This is a genomic window from Bacillus sp. FSL M8-0256, from assembly GCF_038005765.1.
Classification (GTDB): Bacteria; Bacillota; Bacilli; order Bacillales; family Bacillaceae; genus Bacillus; species Bacillus safensis.
This window is the reverse complement of sequence record NZ_JBBOTU010000001.1, coordinates 1,018,983-1,038,483: the sequence shown is the minus strand read 5'-3', so window position 1 is coordinate 1,038,483 and position 19,501 is coordinate 1,018,983. Positions and strand designations below refer to the sequence as shown.

Here is a 19,501-nt window from a genome sequence, read left to right as displayed (position 1 = left end):
ATGAAAGATCATCACGATCAAATGGAGGGATTCGTTTGTTTAAAAAAAGAAAAGGTATGAGCACTGGCGCAATGATCGCAGTATCAACAGCTATCATTGCATTATTCTCCCCGGTTTTACGAAGAAGGCTGAAAAGCATGACACAAATGAATATGTCTTCAATGATGAAAGGCGCAAACCATCAGCACCAAGATTCATCTCGTCATGAGTCCCGCTCACATAAGGAATCAAAAGGAACAGGTGAAGTTGGCCAAATGATCAAGCAGGCATTCACAGCTGTCCAGCCAAATCAAACGAACCAGCACCAATCACCATCAAGAACTCATCAGCCAAGAGAGTCTTATGCGCAATCTCTTCACATTGATGAAAGTGTGATGAATGTGATGGATGATGAATCGATCCAGCAAGTCATCAATGACATCGAGCACAAATAATAAAACAGGAGCCTTCATAAAAAGAGGCTCCTGTTTATTCTCCTGAAAAATGTTCTTTGACCATAAGACAAAAGGAAGGTAGAAATGTGATTTCGATTGTTGTGATGAAGTCGTCATGATGCTCTAATATCAGCAAAAGCTCCTTTTCTTCCTTCCGATCTTTTTTAATCTCTACATGCTGCACTGTTTTAAAATCATATATTCCTAAAACGGATTCGGTCTTTTTTCGAACGACGTTTAAGCTAAACTCCTTCATAGCAAGCGACATGTTCACAACAAATCGCTCCTCTTGATTCTCGAACCGAAAAGTCAAATCTTGATATTCAACCGGCATTTCTTTTTCAAATCCGGCATCTGGCATTTTTTCAAAAAAAGAAAGCCAGTCCGTTTGATCTGGAAAGCGTTTTCCTCGCATTTTCTTCAATTCCTCATCATTAAAATTTTTATTAATTATCTTTTTTCCCCTTTTCTTTTGCAACAAATTTTAGTAATTTTAAAAAGGTGATTCTATTTGCTAAGAGACCTCTTTATTAATTTAACAATTCTTGTTACTTTCCATTACTTATTTATACTTGTGTTTAAAGAGAATTTTCTAAAGAAAGAAGATACCTTGCTCAGACAAATATGCAAAGGCATGCTTTCTGGGTTACTCGGTGTCCTTTTAATGTTCTTCTCTATTAAAACAGGACCAGCGATCATCGATTTAAGACATATTCCCCTTATTTTAACGGCCTTTTATGGAGGCATCGCCCAAACAATGATTGCAGCTTTTGTTGTGATCATTGGCCGATTATTAATTGAAGCCAACATCGCTTCTTCAGTCAATATTTTTTCCATGATGTTTATCGCTGCCTCCTCTTTTTGGATTGCAGAGCGTCATATGAATCATGTTGTGAAAGTGCTGTTATCCATTACGATTGGTAATGTGATGGCCACAAGCCTGACTATCATGGTCGTGCATGAGACATCATTTCAACTGCATTTTACTTATTGGGTTTTCTCATATATTGCTGGGTTGTTTAATTTTTATATCATTGAGCATCAAACAAAAGCATATCAGCTGTTAAATTTGTATAAATTCCAAGCTCATTATGACTTTTTAACAGGTGTTTTAAATAAACGGAAGTTCGATGAGGTATTAAGTGATGCTTTTACTAAGAAGTTGAAGCAGCCTATCCATCAAATGTCCCTTATTTACCTAGACATCGATTACTTCAAAACCATCAATGATCAATATGGGCATCATGAGGGAGATATCGTTTTAAAAGAAATTGGTACAAGGCTGATTAAAAACACAAGAAGCTCTGATTATATTGGGCGGATTGGCGGTGAGGAATTCGCTGTCTTTCTACCAAATTGTACAATTGAAAAAACATGGCAGATTGCAGAACGTTTGCGAAAAAAAATAGCCGATCAACCGATTTATTTAAAAAACGGTCTGTCCATTCACACTACGGTATCAATTGGGTGTGCTTATTCTTATGGGACGAGTGCAGACATCAAGCAATTACCGATTATAGCTGACCAGGAGCTCTATAAAGCGAAGGAGTCCGGCCGAAATCAAGTGAGCTTTTCAGAGAGAAAAAAAGACCATTTGACATAGGCATTTTCCTCAATTTGTTAGCACTAATTATTTTTAAAAAAGTTTTCGTATAACAGTTGTTTTTTCCCGCAAACACTGGTAAAGTAAAGGTAATTATTTTTGTTCGTATCATCTTTAAGAAGAAAGTTTTGAAAGAGTTTTCGTCTTTGAAGTTTGTGTAAGAGCAAGAATAGTGAATTTAAGCGTTAAGATCGCTTTAGGAGGAAATTTCATGTTAGAAGGTAAAGTAAAATGGTTCAACTCTGAAAAAGGTTTCGGATTCATCGAAGTAGAAGGTCAAGACGATGTATTCGTTCACTTCTCTGCTATCCAAGGCGAAGGCTTCAAAACTTTAGAAGAAGGTCAATCAGTTTCTTTCGAAATCGTTGAAGGTAACCGTGGACCACAAGCTGCTAACGTTAACAAAGCGTAATTTAAGAGCATCTGCTCTTTTAGCACTTTATAGAGTGAAGGAAAACCGCCCGGCTTCTGCCGGCGGTTTTTTTGTGCCATAAAAAAAGAGAACCTGATGAGAGGTTCTCTTTTTTATTTGTCCTTCTGCTTTAGCTTCTGCAAAGCAGAACGATACATATCATCATTCATTTTTGTCTCTGGTTCTTCTTCTTTGACAGGTGGTTCTGGCTGCTTAAACTTTTGAAGCGCCTGTCTATAGAAATCGTCGCCAGACGCAGCATCATCCGTTTGAGAAGGCTCTGACGCTTTTTTTTCAACTTCAGGCTCTACATGTCTCGCCACAGCTTCTGGCTCGCTATGCGGCACGTCAGGCTGTTTGGAGACATCTTCTTTGATCTCTTCCTTATCGGCTGATGCGTGTCTGACATTGAACGCTACTAATCCAATAATGACTAGAACAGCAGCTACTAACGCTACAATAATCGTCGCCAAAAGAACCCTCTCCTTATCGCTTAAATGATGCAGTGACTGATGCTACACGTCTTCCTAGTGCTTTTCCAAGTTCAATGCCTTCAGTCGAAATCAATTCATCTGAATCGATCGGACATGTCACACCAGCTCCATAGTAAGAGCCGTATAAAGCATTCTCTGGAACATTTCCAGGAAGGCCGACAACAAGCATTCCTTGGTGGAACATTGGTGTGATCAAATTATGCATTGTCATTTCTAAACCGCCGTGTGTTGTAGCAGTTGTACAGAAAACAGCACCGACTTTATCGATTAGTTTTCCTTCTGCCCATAAGTAGCCGAGACGGTCAATCCATGTCTTTAACCCAGAACTAATGGTACCAAAGTGGCCCGGGCAGCCCCAAATGATCGCATCCATTTGATCAAGCTTGCGAATATCCGCATCTTTCACGTGATCAATGAATACTTCAGCTTGCTCTGTTTCACCCGCGCCTGCTGCAATCGCTTCTGCAAGTGCTTTTGTATGGTCACCTTCACTATCGTATACAACATAAATTTTCATGTACGGTCCCTCCACACTTATCTTGCATCTTGGTTTGCTTCCTTAGGTGCTGGAAGCAGTGATATTTCTTGTTTCTTATGCTGCTGTTCTTTTCGCTTTTTATCCTTACGAACATCTCGCAGGAACAAGCTGAGAATGACACCAGCCGCACAGAATAATGTCACCCACATATAAGCATCATTGATACCCATCACGTTTGAATCGATCTGTGCTTTCGTAAAGAGCTGGGTGGATACATATTTTTGAGCAGCTTCTGCTGTCATACCCATATGATGCATCACATTCGATACCGCCGCCTGGAATGAATTCATAAAGAACGGGTCCGCTGTATTTGTTTGATCCGCCATATTGGAATAATGGAATGTCGTCCGATTCGTATAAATCGTTGTGATCAAACTCGTACCGATGGAACCGCTAATTTGTCTTAATGTATTAGACATCGCTGTACCATGGCTGTTTAAGTGCTGCGGTAATTGGTTCATCCCTGCTGTCATAACCGGCATCATCAAGAGTGACATACCAAATGCACGTACTGCATACATGAGCACTATGTGACTATAGGAAGTATCAATGGTCAGCTTTGTAAACTCATATGTCGTGACAACGGTAATGAGCATCCCCACAATGGCAAGCGGACGAGGTCCAAATTTATCAAACAAGATTCCTGAAATCGGGGACATAATGAGCATCGCAAGTGCCCCTGGAAGCATTAATAGCCCAGATTGCAATGCCGTAAACCCAACGAGGTTTTGCAGATAAATCGGAAGTAAAAACATCCCCGTATATAAGGCAACCGTAATAATGATGTTAATGACACTTGATAATGAGAAAATGCTGTATTTAAATACGCGGAAATCAAGCATCGGATTATCAACTTTCAACTGTTGGAAAATAAAGAGAATGATCGCAATCGCACCAATAATAATCGTAGATAAGACGATCGGATCTGTCCAACCATCACTTCCTGCTTCACTCACTCCGTATAGAAGGGAAGCAAAACCGACGATTGAAAGAATTGCACCAAGACTGTCCAGCTTGATTTTTTTAGGCTCTACAATATTTTTAAACATAAAGAAAGCCGCGATAATGACAATCGCACCGATTGGCACAAGTCCATAAAACATAATACGCCAAGAATAATGTTCAATAATGTAACCAGATACTGTTGGTCCTACTGCAGGAGCAAACATCATCGCAAGACCAAAAATCCCCATTCCTTTCCCTCTGTTTTCCGGAGGGAAAATAAAAAGGATTGTTGTCATGACAAGCGGCTGTAAGATACCGCCGCCGACAGCCTGAATCAAACGGCCGATAAGCATCGTTGAAAAGTTTGGCGCAATGCCGCAAATAAATGTACCTAGTGTAAACGAGATCATAGCCACTAGGAATAAGCTGCGCTGTCCAAAACGTGTGATTAAAAACGCAGACAACGGAATCAGCACACCGTTGACAAGCATGTAGCCTGTTGTCAGCCACTGAATCGTCGTTGCACTCACATTAAATTCTGTCATTAAATGGGGCATGGCTACGTTCAAAAGCGTTTGGTTTAAAATCGCTACGAACAAACCGGCCATTAAAATGATCAGTAAAGACAAGGAGCCTGTTCCCTGTTTTGTCGCTGCAGGTTGATTTGCCATCTCAGACAACCTCCTTTCATTTTTTGATATCAATCATTATTAAGATGAAATTTTGACAGAAGCATTCATACCTGGAAGTACTTTGTCTGATGGGTTTTTAATTGAAATTTTCACTGCTACTTTTTGCGTTACTTTTGTATAGTTGCCACTTGAATTAGTTGCTGGCAGCATATTGAATGTTGAGTTTGTCGCATAACCAATTTGTTCAACAGTTCCTTCAAATGTTGTATCAGGATCTCCATCTACAACGATGTCGACTTTGTCGCCTTTTTCAATGTTTTTAATATCTGTTTCTTTAATATTTGCTGTGATGTAAAGCTTGCTTAAATCAATTGTTTCACCAAGAACTGTACCAGGCTGCACTTGTTGATTGTTTTGTACTTCTTTTTTGACTAATGTGCCATCAGCCACTGCTTTAATGTTTGTTTTTGTTTGTCCTTCAACTTTTGCAACTGTGCTGTCTTTTTCCACTTCGTCACCTTCGTTGATATCCCAGCCTTTGATTTGTCCAGCTGCTGGTGCTGTAATTTGGTACATGTCACCTGTCACTTTTGCCTCGTCTGTTTTAACAAAGTTTGTGCTTTCGTAGTAGTAATAAGCACCTCCGGCAATAATGGCAAGAATCACAATAAGGCCAATAATGTTCGTTAGCAATAAACGCCCTCTGTTCATGTTTTGTTTCTCCTTTCATGTATAAAAATATAGTGTCATCTGCTTTAGCAAACTTAGAATGCCCATCATCTGACAGAATATGAAACAAGCTCAACAATCTGTCCTTTTCCCTTCATCTACTCCCGCCCCTATCATGGTGTGCAGCCCATTTATACTTATTGTTCACTTATGAGCAAAGAGCAGAAAAAGAAGAAAAGACAATCGGCATCTTTTTTGAAAAACTTATATTTAACAAGATTAAATATTAATAAATGAAAATTGAAATGTCAAAGAGAAAGTTTTACTTTTTTTTTGGCGATCCTTTCCTTCTCCACACAAAAAACCTTTCAGCCCTTATGCTGAAAGGTTTTTTCAAATGTGCTCGTTATGAAAGAACTTCTTCCTGCTGAAAAAAATTTTTTAGTGCGAGAAAAACGTCTGATTTTTGCTTCAAAATATAATGCTTAAATTTCTCATCCTGAATGTGCTTATATGCTGACATTAACGTAGAATGCCGGTTGTATTGATTGACTTCACCATAGCAGAATAAATTGGCTTTTTTCATGATTTCAGAAACAAGTTTCACACACCGGGCGTTGTCTGAGGTCAAATTGTCACCATCAGAAAAATGAAAAGGATAAATATTATATCGCGACGGAGGGTATCGTTCGTCTATGAGCTCTAGTGCCTTTCGATAGACAGACGAGCAAATGGTGCCCCCGCTCTCACCCCGTGAGAAGAAATGTTCTTCGTCTACCACCTTTGCCTCTGTATGGTGGGCAATAAATTCAATATCGACCGTCTCATACTTTGTCCGTAAGAAACGTGTCATCCAAAAGAAAAAACTTCTCGCCATATATTTTTCCCAAAGCCCCATGCTTCCGCTCGTATCCATCATCGCCAAAACGACGGCTTTCGACTCTGGTTTGGTCACTTCATTCCACGTCTTATACTTGATATCCTCCGGGTAGATGGGATAAAAGGAAGGGCTGCCTGTCATCGCATTTCGTTTAAATGCCGAGAGCATCGTTCGTTTTTTGTGGATATTTCCTGTTAACCCGGTTTTGCGAATATCGTTAAACTCAATTTGTTCAACAATGATGTCGTCAAGCTCCTTTTGCTTGAGGTTTGGCAGCTCCAGTTCACGAAACAGTGCTTCCTCGAGATCCATTAATGAGACTTCTGCTTCGTAATAATCCTCACCAGCTTGATCACCAGCACCCTGCCCCTTTCCTTGACCCTGCTTGCTGTCTGAGCCGTCACGCGCAACAACATCGCCAACCTCGCTGTCTCCATCGCCTTGACCCACATGTTTATTTTTGTCGTAGTTATACCGAATTTTATATTCATCTAATGAACGGATCGGAATTTTCACAACATCTTTTCCATTCGACATGATGATGCTTTCTTCTGTGACAAGATCCGGCAAATTGTTTTTAATCGCCTCTTTGACTTTTTTCTGATGACGCTGCTGGTCGTCATAGCCTTTTCGATGGAGGGACCAGTCTTCCTGAGACACAATAAACTGACTTTTTTCTTGCCGGGACATCCATCCCCCTCCTCACCTATTTGCACAATTCTTCTAACCATCGATTCCTTTATCCTATGCTGCTCGTCATCCAAGTTGACGATCATTTCTAAAAAAGACATTACCGGTGCTGATGCGCCAATAATGCCTCCTTCATATATTAACGATTCAGAAGACTGCCTACATATTTTAAAAGTTCATTTGCACTTGTGGAATTATAGCCATGCTCATCAATTAATCTAGCCACTACTTCATTGACCTTCTTCAGCTGCTGTTCATCCGGTGTCTTCGTCGATGTCGTGATTTTCACCACATCTTTTAGATCAGCAAACAGCTTCTTCTGAATGGCCTCCCGCAATCTCTCATGCGAATTATAATCAAAGCGTTTTCCCTTTCTCGCATAAGCCGAAATACGAATTAGAATTTCTTCTCTAAATGCCTTTTTGGCGTTTTCAGAAATACCGATCTGCTCTTCAATTGAACGCATGAGCTTCTCATCAGGATTCATTTCTTCACCCGTTAACGGATCACGCAGCTTGTTTTTATTGCAGTATGCCTCGACATTATCTAAGTAATTATCCATCAGCGTTTTCGCAGACTCCTCATAGGAATACACAAAGGCCTTTTGCACTTCCTTCTTCGCAATATCATCATACTCTTTTCGCGCGACTGAAATGAAATTCAAATAACGCTCCCGGTCCTCGCTGGAGATAGACGGATGCTGATCAAGCCCTTCTTTTAAGGAGCGAAGAACATCCAGTGCATTGATCGATTCCATATTCTTTCGAATAATGGTAGATGAAATTCGGTTAATCACATACCGCGGATCAATTCCGCTCATCCCTTCGTCATGAAATTCCTTTTTCATCTCATCAATGTCGACTGATTGGAAGCCTTCGACACTTTCTCCGTCATACAGACGCATTTTTTTCACCAAATCAACATCAGAACGCTTCGGCTCTTTTAATCTCGTCAAAATGGAGAACATTGCTGCTACCTTCAGCGTATGCGGGGCAATATGCACATCTGAGACATCACTTTCTGAAATCATTTTATGATAAATGCGTTCTTCTTCTGTGACCTTTAAGTTATAAGGAATTGGCATCACAATAATTCTTGAATGGAGCGCCTCGTTCTTTTTATTTGAAATAAACGACCGGTACTCGGTTTCATTCGTATGGGCGACGATCAATTCATCTGCACTAATCAAGGCGAATCTTCCTGCCTTAAAATTCCCTTCCTGCGTTAATGACAGGAGGTGCCAGAGAAATTTCTCATCACACTTTAACATCTCCTGAAACTCCATCATCCCTCGGTTTGCTTTATTGAGTTCTCCATCAAAGCGGTAGGCGCGGGGATCTGACTCTGATCCAAATTCAGCAATGGTTGAAAAATCGATGCTGCCTGTTAAATCGGCAATGTCCTGAGATTTCGGATCAGACGGACTAAAGGTACCAATGCCGGTCCGTTTATCTTCAGAGAAAAAGATCCGCTCGACCCTTACATCCTCAATTCTGCCGCCATATTCCTCTTCCAGTCTCATCATGTTCAGAGGCGACAAATTCCCCTGCACACGAATCCCATATTCTCTATAGAAATCCTCCCGCAGATTTTGCGGAATGAGATGAAGCGGATCTTCATGCATAGGGCAGCCTTTGATCGCATAAACTGCGCCATGATCTGTCAATGAATATTCTTCAAGTCCTCTTTTCAATCTAGTGACAAGCGTCGATTTCCCCCCGCTTACTGGTCCCATCAGTAATAAAATACGCTTCCTGACGTCTAGCCGCTTTGCAGCAGGGTGAAAATATTCCTCTACTAATCTTTCGAGTGATTCCTCTAACCCAAACAGCTCCTGATCAAAAAATTTGTAGGTTCTGACCCCATTCTCCTCTTCAATCCCGCTGTCTTTAATCATATGATAAACGCGAGAATGAGCAGATTGAGCGACAAGTGGATTTTCCTTAATAATGTCTAAATAATCGCTGAATGTGCCTTCCCATTTGAGACGCTGCTCTTCTTCTCTGTGCTGTTCGATTTTCTTTAAAATATCCATATGAACCTCCTCTTTCAAGATTGAAGCTAGAAATCAGATACTGTTTTACAATCTATGCGGAGGCGTCCTATTACATGCTTTCGTTCTTCAAAATGACGAATTGGCAAACTGAATTGACAACCATCCGCAAGACCCTTCATAATAAAGGAAAAATAGGAGAAAAATGATTTTCTTCTCCTGCTTTTCAAGGTGAACTTCACATCATATGAAACAGGCAGCGAACGGAACAAAGGGATAAGGGGGAGCTTATATGAGAACGGTCATTATGATGGGCGTCATCATTACGTTTTTAGTATCCATTTTCACTGCTGGCTACGAAGGCAAGCCTGGTAAATGAAAAAAAGGATGTTCCATTTGCGGAACATCCTTTTCATTTTCAACATGTCAAAAAAAGTGATTTCACATAAAAAAGCCGAGTTCAGTATCTCGGCTTTTATCATGATCTTATGTGAGATCGCGATATTGCTGCTGGCGAAGTGCCTCATATACAAGAATGGCTGCCGTATTCGACAGATTCAGAGAACGAACATGCTCTGTCATCGGTAAACGAAGACAACGGTCCATATTTTGTTCAATCAAATCTTTCGGCAATCCACTTGTCTCTCTTCCAAACACAAAGAAATAGTCTTCATCCAGCTGAGAGTAATCAAATGTTGTGTGCGGCTTTTGGCCAAATTTAGTGATATAGAAAAATTGCCCCTTCGGATGTGCCTCAAACAATTCATCAAGTGAATCATGATAGACCACATTGGCATATTTCCAATAATCGAGTCCTGCACGCTTCAGCATTTTGTCATCTGTCGAAAAACCAAGCGGACGAATCAGATGAAGGGTTGTATTTGTTGCTGCACATGTACGCGCAATATTTCCAGTATTAGCTGGAATCTCTGGTTGATATAAAACGACATGAAGTCCCAAAAAAGTTCACCTCTAATTTTCTTTTCCGCTCAACATTATACCACTAACTATCCTTCGCGGCATCGTCCAAAATGTGAAAAAACATATATCGAATAGCAGGTGTATAGGCAGTCGAATCCTCATATGACCAATAACGCATGCGGCAGTCATACGTCTGTGCATTCACAAGAGGCATTCCGCCTTTGTCATGATCAACGACAATGGTTGTATGATTATACCTTCCATCACCTTCAAAATCGTAGCAAATGACATCACCAATTTGAAGCTCGTGCGCTTCTTTGAGTTTCTTTGCTCTCAAACCCGCTTTTGAATTCGCTAAATAATTTTTCATCGAATGAGCCACCGTCCAGCTATAGCTCCACGTATGCGGACGCACCCACCAGCCAGACCCGCGGTTCGGATACCCTCTCGTTGGCGCATTCCCTGCTTTCAAACATTGTGAAATAAAATTTGTACAGTTATCTTCAAAGTTTTTATAGGCTGGATTCCGTTTATTCCAATATGTCTCCGCATACTTCACGGCAGCCCGCCGGTCATAATGAAAGGCTCTCCCAAATTGATCTTCGGTCTGAAAGCGCTCATCCAAATGCTCTTCCCATTGCCGCTCTTCTAACATCATCCGATCTTTGACAAGCATGTTGTTATAAAGAAATGCTTCTCTTTTTTCCACCTGTTCCTCTAAATAAAAAGAATCGTCTACATCCTTGCATACATATGTGAGATGAGCAAGGTACTGCACATGCTGAGCCCCATCATCTTGAATGGCTGAATCGAGAAGTTTTGTTTTTGCTTTTGCCTTTACAATCTCAACCTGTCTTCTAGCAAAAAGCTCTTTTTTCCGCTCTACTGCTTCCACATCAGACATAAGCTGCGGCTGTTTGATTGCACGGTCATTGATTAAATACGCCAGCCTGTCTTCTAAAGTTTTCTCTAATAATTGTTTCACACAGACACCACCAAACATTTTTTAAAATCTTTGTTTGGTTCATTCTATGTTCACAGGGATGTTATTTAGTATTTAAAGGTGTCTGTAAAAGCTCAATCCCTTTCACAATCTCCTCTTTCGCTTCTTCATCACTTTCCCGCTCAAGGGCCTTTTCCAGCTCTGGGAGCTGCTGATCATCACCAATTTTGCCAATTGCCCATGCAGCCGTTCCTCGAATGACCGGTCTTGGATCCTTGTGCATCAGCTCAATTAATACTGGTAAGGCAGATGTATCTTTAAAATGAGCGAGTGCCAAAATTGCATTCCGCTGAATGGGCTTTTTCCCCCGCCATGAACCTGAAACATGACCGTATTTTTCCTTAAACTCACGATTGCTGATCGTCAGAAGCGGCTTTAACAGCGGCTTCGCAATTTCAGGGTCTGGCTCCATTTCAGGATGCAGATGAAAGTCTTTTCCTTTATTGATCGGGCAGACAGTTTGACATGTATCACACCCGTACAATCGATTCCCTATTTTCGAACGAAATTCGTCAGGTAAAAAGCCTTTTGTCTGCGTTAAAAATGAAATACACCGCTGAGAATTCAGCTGCCCTGGATTCACCAGCGCACCCGTTGGACACGAATCCACACATTTATTACAAGTTCCGCACTGATCTTCAATTTTCTCATCCGGTTCAAATGGGACATTTGTGATCATTTCAGCCAAATACACATAAGATCCAAACTCTGGCGTGATAATCATACAGTTTTTTGCACTAAAACCAATGCCAGCACGTTCCGCTACAGCACGATCAGACAATTCTCCTGTATCCACCATTGATTTTGTCCGTATATCAACATGTTTGCTTCGCAAAAATTCTTCGAGCATATCAAGCTTTTTTTTCAGCACAACATGATAATCCGTTCCCCATGAAGCCCGGCAAAAAATCCCCCGTCTCGCATCCTTTGTACTTCGAGGAGCATCTTTCATTTTGGAAGGATATGCGAGCGCTATCGCAACAATTGATTTGGCCTTCGGAAGCAGCAAAGAAGGGTTTGTCCTTTTTTCAATATCAGGCTCTTCAAAGCCTGACAAATACCCTAACGATTCATGTAAGATGAGGCGGTCCTTTAATGAATCAAATGTGTCGGCACTTGCAAATCGAATTTTATCGACACCAATTTCTTTCGCATATTGAATCAATTCTTCTTTTAATTCTCCAACATGAATCACCTTGCAAACCTCCTTTCTTTGTTTCTTCTGTTGTTTTCAGTATAATACGAGTGTATCATGACCGATTGGAGTGAGTCACTGTGAAGATACATATGGAAATTTCTCATCCTCAAAACCCGTCTATCCATGTTGGACAGATTGAATATTCGCATATTGAAGTGGGTACATCACCTCAAATGTTAAAAGGCCGCTTACGCCTGTTTCAAGAATCCTTATTTTTTGAATACGAAGATAAAGTTTTAGAAGAAGTATCAGCCATCAAAGAATGGACGGATATTTTAAAAGACGTTCCTTTCCTTCCACTTCTTTCCAACATCCAAAAGGAACAATTTATTGACTCGACCAATTCCGTACAGGATTTGTCGATATTTTTCTCACTAAAATATTTCTTACCTATCCTGACTTTAGATGCCGATCGCATCAAAGGACCGCTTTCACTGGCAAAACATGAGGCTGGTCACATCGAATGGCAGGACAGCGCAGGACTGAATGGATTATTTTCTCAAGCAAGTAAAGCACAAATTTCTCAAGACACAAAGAACATTCTTCAAATCATCCTTTTCCCGCCATCTATTTCCCGGGAAAAGAGTGAAGCTCTTATTCAATCCTTGACGAAGATGTTTGTACAAATACATGGCGGAGAAAGCAAATATGAACTCATTGAAAAAGCACTGTAGCGTGACAGTGCTTTTTCACATTATACTGACATAATAAAAAACGCAACACTTCGTTTATCTAAGAAACGAAATACTGCGTTATAAACAAAATTATGTATTGGAGCGGGTGATGAGAATCGAACTCACGACATCAGCTTGGAAGGCTGAGGTTTTACCACTAAACTACACCCGCATCAATCTTTTAAAAGCAACGTCATCGCGTTGACTTTTATTATGTTACAACTTTCTTAACAATTCGTCAAGAGAATATGAAGATTTTTCGTCAAAAAACTTCATATTCTCCGTATATATTACGATAGTTATTTATCTAGCTGGATATAAAATAAGTATGCATGTGACTTATTTTTCAGCGCTTGCTTTGGATTCTTCTGAATTTCCTCAAGCATTGGTGAATTTCCATCCTTCCCCATTGCCGCTGTATACGCAATCAGTGCCTTTCCTCCAGAAGCAACTTTGACAGTTTCAGATTGTGCAGAAAATACATAGTCACTTACTTTGAACGGAAAGCTTGATGTCGCTTTCGTCATCCCATCATTCTTTTTATTTGACCAAATACTAAATTGTGATTCATATGTATCTTTCTCATGATGTAATTGAAGAAGTACATTCACCGTTTGGTCAGTTCCATCCTGGTGTAAAGTAAAGGTAGCAGATGATGCTTCCTTATCCACTAATCGTCCATTTTTGTAATGACTCCCCATAAACGTAATACTCTTATTCTTCTTCGTTAATCCTTTCAGTGTCAGAGCCACCTTTTCATTAGTCGTTGCTGCTTCTAGTAAGTTTTTTTCTTTTTTTGAGAGTTTCATTTGTTCGATGGTTACTTGGTTTTTAGTGGCAGGCTCTGTTTTTATTGTCGAAACCGTCTTTTCGGTTGTCGTGGTTTCTTCGGCCTTCTCGCCGCATCCTGCTAATAGAAAAACTGTGAATAAAAGAATGCTCCATTTTTTAAACATTGTGATCCCCTTTGATGTTTTTTATTTCTTATTATACTAAAATTTGGTCGTAACACAAAAAAAGGTTAGGAGAATTCTCCTAACCTTTTGCTTTTTTCTGTTTCATGGCTGATAGGAATGCCACAATGAGAAAACTCACAGCAAAAATCACCATCATATAAATAAAAAAGTTTGGCTTGATCTGAAAAGTAAATGCGGAAGAGCCTTCCATCTCAAAAGCGAGACTGTTAAATAATAAAGCATCATTCGTTTTTGATTGAAATAAATGATAGAACAGTACACCGATTGTCAGCATCGGAAAGCCTAAGAATCCTAGAAAACTACCAACTATCGCGCCTTGTTTCATCGCCTGTACGTTCATGATCGTTGTCCTCCCATTCCCCCAAGCAATAGCTGCTTCATAATGGACTTACCATCCCCCATAAACGGAAGAAGATAGAGTAATTGAATAAAATACGTGATTGAAAAGATGAAAAAAGCTGTCGAAACCGGGTTTTCTTTTAGAAATAAAATGGTGACAATAATGCCTGCTGCGCCAATCACACCGGGAACAAGCGGTCCAAGCAGCGTAATCCATACCTGCTTTTTCTGAAATGGGTCTAATACAGGCCTTACAAACTTCACTGACATCATGTCACTCGCAAAAAAGCCTTGAGGACCATCCCGTCCTGCAAATTTTCGATGCGCATAGCCATGTGCCGCCTCATGTAAGGCGGTTCCGGTAATTAACCCGAAATAAATAATCGTAAAATAAATCGCAATGGCTGCAATCGACGGATCAGGAATGAATAAAAAAGCGATCCCTGCCATGACCATAAAAAGCATCCAGAAAAAGATGATTTTACGCGTCACCATGAGCAAAGCCGTCCCAAAAATGTGAAGGAACGAGTGACCAGTACAATCAAATCGTTCCTTCATTTTGACTTGATACTGCTTGAAAAATTGACAGCAGGCTGTCACAATCCGATATGGTGAATGATAATGAATAGACAGCAAGTGATGCTGATTCAATCCCATCATCAGCTGATAAAAATCACGAGCAATCACCGACTCATCGACCTGAAACAAATCGGCGAGCTCTGCGGTAATACTCGCTTCAGTTCTTTTACCGTCCACTTTCGTTAACATATGATAGGCACTTTCATTGATCGGGAGTGTGCTTCCATACTGCGTATCCGTGAGATGCCTTTTTTGTAAGGTCACATACGGCGCTAGTGCCGGTACCCGCTCAATCTTTAGCTTATTGTTAAGAAGTTGAATCATGTGAATACCTCCATGAAAAACCTTTGTATATGGCAAAGATGAGCAGACCCTCAAATGCAGCCACAAGCAGCCATTGAAGCGTTTGACTCGACGCCCCTATGACATAGTTTCCAATAAAAACAATCGGAATCATGAGTAAAATAAGCGCTCCAAATGAAAAAATGCCTGTATAGGGATTGTTTCGATCAAGAGGAAGTAAAATACCTACCATATAAAAGAGCGCAGTCGCATTGCATAACACAGCGGCACCAATCAATGCGTGCCAAATCTGATCAGGAAGCGTCAGCGTTGTCAGCATGAATAAAACAATTTGCAGTACACCTACGAGCAGAAGGCCGATAAACTTATACAAAGCCACTTCCCACGATCTCAGACCAAATGTTTTATACATGCCCAGCATTCGTTTATCATTGCCAAACGAATTGAAGGCTGTTAATCCAGCAAGAGCGCATAGAACAAAAAATGCTTCCTCTTCAAAGCGGAATCCAAACTGATAACGAACGAATAAGATCACAATAAGAAGAATAAGAAAGTTTAAAATGTTTTCTTCATTCCGTACCTGTGACTTCATTTCCTTCATAATAAGTGACCACTTTTTTGAAGAAGAGAATGGTAGCTTGTGTAAAAAGGTTAACGCTTTTTTCTCTGCCATAATCGGCATCATCGCAAGAGAAACAAATGCGCCGCCTGCCGATAAGAGGATGAGCAGAATCAAGATCCCATAATTTACCCCTTCAGGAGGCATTCCTTGTGCGGCTAAGAAAAACGGTGCTGTCAAATACATCAAATGATAATCAAACTGAATATATGATTGCTGAATTTGGCTAATATCAAAGTGCGTCAATCCATACGTGACAACGAGTGCCAATAAAACAAAGATCGCTGCAAATTTTTGCAACGGTAATCTTAATTTCAAAACGAGTAAATAAGTGATATTGTAAATAAACTGCAGCAGCATTAAGACAAAAAGCGACTGCAAAAGCACCATCAAAAAGAAAGTGAAGATAAAGAAAATACCTATTCCCTGGGCAATAAAATTAGGTAAAAGCAGGATGCCGATAAAAAATAAAACAAGCCCTGCCACCACTGTCACCATCGGAATGAAGTATCCAAAACTTTTCTGAAAGGTAGAGAGCGGGAACCAGCTGAGCTGCATAGAAAACCGGTCTTGTTCAGGTGTTCTGACCTTGATCAAAACGAATAACAAGCTTGTAAAAATAGAAGCATTGATCGCCATTGACACGACAAGTAATCCAAGTGAACGTTCATCTCCATTTAAGAAAGCCTTCATAAAGACACCTGTAAAGCTGTATCCGATAATGGCTCCCATTGTGACGGCAAACAAAAAGAATAAGACCACAATGATCCGCTTCGTTTGAGTATCAAAGAGCTTATACATCTCCTGCTGCCACATTTTAAGCATCATTTTAGAAATGATTAATGATTTCATCAAAATGTGCACCCCTATCACTTAACATTGAAGCTTTCAGAAACACCTGTTCCAGTGTGCTTGATTGATACTTCTCCTTTAAGGCTGAGACCGTCCCTTCATCCATTTTATTTCCTTTAGAAATAATGGCGATTTTGTGGCACAGCTCTTCCGCTGAAAGCATATCATGCGTTGAAAGCAAGATCGCACCATGGTGCTCGGCATACCGCTTCATCAGTTTCTTTGTGTTTATAACCGCTTCAATATCAAGTCCTCTAAAGGGCTCATCCATGATCACCAATTGACTATCAAGCATAAATGCAGCAATCAGCTGTGTCTTTTTTTTCATCCCATGTGAATAGGTTTCGATCGGTCTTGATAAAGCCGAGTCCATATCAAACAGTTCAATTAGTTGATTTCTTCTGTGAATTGTTTTACATTCATACATAGAAGAAACAAAATCTAAATATTCAGCACCAGTCAATGCTTCAGGGAGCAGCAGGTCATCTGGAACATAGGCTACTTGTTTTTTAAAGGATGGTTCATCATTTGGGACGTCCTGCAAGTGAATCCTTCCTTCTGTATGCTTAATAATGCCGAGTATACAGTTAATCATCGTTGTTTTACCCGAACCATTCGGTCCAGCAACAGCAACGATTTGATGAGGGTCGATCTTTAAATGAAAATCATTGACAGCAGTCACGTTATTTTTATACGTCTTGGTTAAATTCTCGATCGTAAACATATAACCTCCAAGTGTCTGCATATTCTTTAAAAACAGATCAGGCTAAACCGCCCGCCACAGACGGTTTAGCCCTGGTGTCTTATCTAAGAAGCAAAAAGATGAATCCTAAGTATAGCTACTTACATTCAATTTTGACTTTTAAGCCACTTTCCCACTGAACGGCTCCTGTAAAGCTACCCTTGCCGTTTGCGATACACCAAACTGCTGCTCCTAGAACAACTGTTGCTCCCAATCCAAGAAGGACAGCAACAAATACTAAGAACCAAGCTTGGTCCATAATAGCAGGTTCCATAGTGGAATAGTCAACTTGCGGCGCTGCATAAGTCATACTTTTCACCTCCCAGCTTATGATGATCGTATCATAGGCGTCACACTCCAAACATCTACAGAACATCCCATTTTTGACCGAACATACATTTGATTAAAATGTGACTTTTTATTCAATTATTCCCTTTCATCCGTTTAAACCCTCTCTTATTTACTAGATTTTGACACCCCATAAGAACCACAAAACCCATTTAATGTCATTTGCACCATCTTTTTTCTCCTTTTTTTCAAATAGTCCATATTTATCATCTATCATATTTATTCTTTCTTTTTTGTGAGATAGAAAGAATTCCCCCGATATATCAGATAAAAAAGTCCTGATTTTATGTCACAATAACGCCAATTATGAAATATTTACTGATCATTCTGATAAAAGAGTGGGCATATTTCCCTTCTTTTCTTGACTCTATAAATGTGTATATACAAGAAAAGCGATTGGGAAAAAAGCCCTTACTTTGTTCAGCAGTACACAACATAAGACTCCCGCTATTCTATGAAAAAAGCAAAGCAGCCATCGCAGACTGCTTTGCTTTTTCATATTTATGAGGAACTAGCAGCAGAGGCAGCATCTGGGAAATGATTGTTCCCAATGATTTCACCAGCTGGCACAGAGAGTCCTGTAGCCCCTGATCTCTTGAATGGAAGGAGCGGGAAAACAAGCTCTGCTAAATAATAAGCTTCTTCTAGATGCGGGTATCCAGAAAAGATAAATGTATCAATGCCTAGAGACTCATATTCTAGGATACGTTCTGCTACTGTTTGCGGGTCTCCGACGAGTGCTGTTCCTGCACCGCCGCGTACTAAACCAATGCCTGCCCAAAGATTTGGGCTGATTTCAAGTTTGTCTTTCCTCCCTTGATGCAATTCCACCATTCGTCTTTGACCTACTGAATCCATCCTCTGTAACACTTTTTGCGCCTCATCAATTGTTTTTTGATCCAAATGACGAATCAGATGTTCCGCTGCCTCCCATGCCTCCTCTTCGGTATCTCTCACAATCACATGAAGACGAATGCCAAACTTCACCGTTCTTCCTTCCTTTTCAGCCTGTTTCTTCACTTGTGCAATTTTCTCTTTTACTTGTGCAGGCGGTTCGCCCCAAGTTAAATAGACATCTGTATGCTTGGCGGCTGCTTGAATTCCTGCTGCTGATGATCCGCCAAAAAAGACTGGTGGATGGGGTGTTTGAGCTGGCGGGAATAACAGACGGCCATTCTCCGCTTGTAGATGTTTGCCATGAAATTGTACATTTTCTCCATTCAATAACCGCTTCCAAATTGTCAAAAATTCTTCTGTTGCCTCATAGCGTTCATCATGAGAAATGAACAGCCCATCCCCTTCAAGCTCCTCTTTACTTCCCCCTGCTACCACATTAATCAACAGTCTCCCGCCTGAAAGACGATCCAATGTAGAAGTCATTCTAGCAGCAACAGACGGCTGCATCAGCCCTGGTCTAAGAGCCACGAGGAACTTTAAATGAGTGGTTTCCGCAGCTAAAGCAGCTGCCGTCAGCCATGGATCTTCACATGATCTCCCAGTAGGCAGCAAGACCCCTGTATAACCAAGCTGATCAGCTGCTTGAGCAATCTGTTTAAAATATGGATAGTCTGCCTGTCTTGCCCCTTTTGCTGATCCTAAATAACGGCCGTCTCCATGCGTTGGAATAAACCATAAAATATTCATAACATCGCCCCC

The 19,501-nt window shown here is 40.5% G+C and carries 21 protein-coding genes and 1 tRNA gene; 4 read left to right on the top strand and 18 right to left on the bottom strand.

Annotated features, from left to right (window positions below):
* Positions 1-35: 35 nt before the first annotated feature.
* Positions 36-434, top strand: a complete 399-nt coding sequence (locus NSQ76_RS05155; RefSeq protein WP_024426613.1) for a hypothetical protein — start codon at positions 36-38, stop codon at positions 432-434.
* A 34-nt stretch (positions 435-468) separates the two neighbouring features.
* Here NSQ76_RS05155 and NSQ76_RS05150 read toward each other — a convergent pair whose 3' ends face one another.
* Complete coding sequence (locus NSQ76_RS05150; RefSeq protein ID WP_024426614.1) at positions 469-849, bottom strand: hypothetical protein; 381 nt, start codon at positions 847-849, stop codon at positions 469-471.
* Positions 850-945: 96 nt separating this feature from the next.
* Here NSQ76_RS05150 and NSQ76_RS05145 point away from each other — a divergent pair, with 96 nt between their 5' ends.
* Both NSQ76_RS05145 and cspB read left to right on the top strand, forming a co-directional pair.
* Positions 946-2,037, top strand: a complete 1,092-nt coding sequence (locus NSQ76_RS05145; protein WP_285707645.1) for a GGDEF domain-containing protein — start codon at positions 946-948, stop codon at positions 2,035-2,037.
* 211 nt (positions 2,038-2,248) lie between these two features.
* A complete protein-coding gene (gene cspB / locus NSQ76_RS05140; RefSeq protein ID WP_008349061.1) occupies positions 2,249-2,449 on the top strand; it encodes a cold shock-like protein CspB in 201 nt (66 codons plus the stop codon).
* A gap of 113 nt (positions 2,450-2,562) precedes the next feature.
* On the opposite strand, the gene NSQ76_RS05135 is transcribed toward cspB, so the two are convergent.
* The 9 genes from NSQ76_RS05135 to queG form a co-directional block, all read right to left on the bottom strand.
* Positions 2,563-2,922 carry a hypothetical protein gene (locus NSQ76_RS05135; RefSeq protein WP_025093303.1) on the bottom strand — a complete coding sequence of 120 codons (360 nt, stop codon included), beginning with the start codon at positions 2,920-2,922 and terminating at the stop codon, positions 2,563-2,565.
* A 13-nt stretch (positions 2,923-2,935) separates the two neighbouring features.
* Positions 2,936-3,460: an NAD(P)H-dependent oxidoreductase gene (locus NSQ76_RS05130; RefSeq protein WP_024425322.1), complete on the bottom strand. Its 525-nt coding sequence runs from the start codon at positions 3,458-3,460 to the stop codon at positions 2,936-2,938.
* A 17-nt stretch (positions 3,461-3,477) separates the two neighbouring features.
* A complete protein-coding gene (locus NSQ76_RS05125; protein WP_341052823.1) occupies positions 3,478-5,097 on the bottom strand; it encodes a DHA2 family efflux MFS transporter permease subunit in 1,620 nt (539 codons plus the stop codon).
* Between the two features lie 39 nt (positions 5,098-5,136).
* Complete coding sequence (locus tag NSQ76_RS05120; protein WP_024425324.1) at positions 5,137-5,769, bottom strand: HlyD family efflux transporter periplasmic adaptor subunit; 633 nt, start codon at positions 5,767-5,769, stop codon at positions 5,137-5,139.
* A gap of 364 nt (positions 5,770-6,133) precedes the next feature.
* A complete protein-coding gene (yhbH, locus tag NSQ76_RS05115; protein ID WP_285707639.1) occupies positions 6,134-7,297 on the bottom strand; it encodes a sporulation protein YhbH in 1,164 nt (387 codons plus the stop codon).
* Positions 7,298-7,436: 139 nt separating this feature from the next.
* The gene (locus NSQ76_RS05110) at positions 7,437-9,332 is read right to left on the bottom strand and encodes a PrkA family serine protein kinase (RefSeq protein WP_341052820.1); all 1,896 of its coding nucleotides are present in this window, start codon (positions 9,330-9,332) and stop codon (positions 7,437-7,439) included.
* 444 nt (positions 9,333-9,776) lie between these two features.
* Entirely contained in the window at positions 9,777-10,250 is a 474-nt protein-coding gene (gene trmL, locus NSQ76_RS05105) for a tRNA (uridine(34)/cytosine(34)/5-carboxymethylaminomethyluridine(34)-2'-O)-methyltransferase TrmL (protein WP_024425327.1), read from the bottom strand.
* Positions 10,251-10,293: 43 nt separating this feature from the next.
* Positions 10,294-11,196, bottom strand: coding sequence for an amidase domain-containing protein (locus tag NSQ76_RS05100; RefSeq protein ID WP_125587349.1), 903 nt, complete (start codon positions 11,194-11,196; stop codon positions 10,294-10,296).
* Between the two features lie 61 nt (positions 11,197-11,257).
* Positions 11,258-12,406, bottom strand: a complete 1,149-nt coding sequence (queG, locus tag NSQ76_RS05095; RefSeq protein ID WP_024427417.1) for a tRNA epoxyqueuosine(34) reductase QueG — start codon at positions 12,404-12,406, stop codon at positions 11,258-11,260.
* Positions 12,407-12,489: 83 nt separating this feature from the next.
* Between queG and NSQ76_RS05090 the strand changes: the two genes are divergently transcribed.
* Complete coding sequence (locus tag NSQ76_RS05090) at positions 12,490-13,086, top strand: hypothetical protein (protein WP_025093299.1); 597 nt, start codon at positions 12,490-12,492, stop codon at positions 13,084-13,086.
* Positions 13,087-13,184: 98 nt separating this feature from the next.
* On the opposite strand, the gene NSQ76_RS05085 is transcribed toward NSQ76_RS05090, so the two are convergent.
* From NSQ76_RS05085 to ssuD, 8 genes are all read right to left on the bottom strand, one after another.
* A tRNA-Gly gene (locus NSQ76_RS05085) sits at positions 13,185-13,258 on the bottom strand.
* A 127-nt stretch (positions 13,259-13,385) separates the two neighbouring features.
* Positions 13,386-14,042, bottom strand: coding sequence for a hypothetical protein (locus NSQ76_RS05080; protein ID WP_125587350.1), 657 nt, complete (start codon positions 14,040-14,042; stop codon positions 13,386-13,388).
* 79 nt (positions 14,043-14,121) lie between these two features.
* Positions 14,122-14,403 (bottom strand): hypothetical protein, encoded by a 282-nt coding sequence (locus NSQ76_RS05075; protein WP_024425332.1) that lies wholly within the window; start codon positions 14,401-14,403, stop codon positions 14,122-14,124.
* Positions 14,400-15,305 (bottom strand): PqqD family protein, encoded by a 906-nt coding sequence (locus tag NSQ76_RS05070; protein ID WP_025093297.1) that lies wholly within the window; start codon positions 15,303-15,305, stop codon positions 14,400-14,402. The genes NSQ76_RS05075 and NSQ76_RS05070 overlap by 4 nt, the downstream gene beginning before the upstream one ends.
* Positions 15,289-16,755, bottom strand: coding sequence for a hypothetical protein (locus NSQ76_RS05065; RefSeq protein ID WP_125587351.1), 1,467 nt, complete (start codon positions 16,753-16,755; stop codon positions 15,289-15,291). Before NSQ76_RS05065 ends, NSQ76_RS05070 begins: the two co-directional genes overlap by 17 nt.
* Positions 16,733-17,479: an ABC transporter ATP-binding protein gene (locus tag NSQ76_RS05060; protein ID WP_025093295.1), complete on the bottom strand. Its 747-nt coding sequence runs from the start codon at positions 17,477-17,479 to the stop codon at positions 16,733-16,735. Before NSQ76_RS05060 ends, NSQ76_RS05065 begins: the two co-directional genes overlap by 23 nt.
* Before the next feature lie 115 nt (positions 17,480-17,594).
* On the bottom strand, positions 17,595-17,807 hold the full coding sequence (locus NSQ76_RS05055) for a hypothetical protein (protein WP_024425336.1): 213 nt from the start codon (positions 17,805-17,807) through the stop codon (positions 17,595-17,597).
* Positions 17,808-18,346: 539 nt separating this feature from the next.
* Entirely contained in the window at positions 18,347-19,489 is a 1,143-nt protein-coding gene (gene ssuD / locus NSQ76_RS05050; protein ID WP_197172741.1) for an FMNH2-dependent alkanesulfonate monooxygenase, read from the bottom strand.
* Positions 19,490-19,501: the final 12 nt, after the last annotated feature.

Coding starts and splice junctions, on each gene's coding strand:
- NSQ76_RS05150 (WP_024426614.1), bottom strand. CDS start 849: ATGCGAGGAAAACGCTTTCCAGATCAAACGGACTGGCTTTCTTTTTTT.
- cspB (WP_008349061.1), top strand. CDS start 2,249: ATGTTAGAAGGTAAAGTAAAATGGTTCAACTCTGAAAAAGGTTTCGGA.
- NSQ76_RS05130 (WP_024425322.1), bottom strand. CDS start 3,460: ATGAAAATTTATGTTGTATACGATAGTGAAGGTGACCATACAAAAGCA.
- NSQ76_RS05125 (WP_341052823.1), bottom strand. CDS start 5,097: ATGGCAAATCAACCTGCAGCGACAAAACAGGGAACAGGCTCCTTGTCT.
- NSQ76_RS05120 (WP_024425324.1), bottom strand. CDS start 5,769: ATGAACAGAGGGCGTTTATTGCTAACGAACATTATTGGCCTTATTGTG.
- yhbH (WP_285707639.1), bottom strand. CDS start 7,297: ATGTCCCGGCAAGAAAAAAGTCAGTTTATTGTGTCTCAGGAAGACTGG.
- NSQ76_RS05110 (WP_341052820.1), bottom strand. CDS start 9,332: ATGGATATTTTAAAGAAAATCGAACAGCACAGAGAAGAAGAGCAGCGT.
- NSQ76_RS05080 (WP_125587350.1), bottom strand. CDS start 14,042: ATGTTTAAAAAATGGAGCATTCTTTTATTCACAGTTTTTCTATTAGCA.
- NSQ76_RS05075 (WP_024425332.1), bottom strand. CDS start 14,403: ATGAACGTACAGGCGATGAAACAAGGCGCGATAGTTGGTAGTTTTCTA.
- NSQ76_RS05070 (WP_025093297.1), bottom strand. CDS start 15,305: ATGATTCAACTTCTTAACAATAAGCTAAAGATTGAGCGGGTACCGGCA.
- NSQ76_RS05065 (WP_125587351.1), bottom strand. CDS start 16,755: ATGAAATCATTAATCATTTCTAAAATGATGCTTAAAATGTGGCAGCAG.
- NSQ76_RS05060 (WP_025093295.1), bottom strand. CDS start 17,479: ATGTTTACGATCGAGAATTTAACCAAGACGTATAAAAATAACGTGACT.
- NSQ76_RS05055 (WP_024425336.1), bottom strand. CDS start 17,807: ATGACTTATGCAGCGCCGCAAGTTGACTATTCCACTATGGAACCTGCT.
- ssuD (WP_197172741.1), bottom strand. CDS start 19,489: ATGAATATTTTATGGTTTATTCCAACGCATGGAGACGGCCGTTATTTA.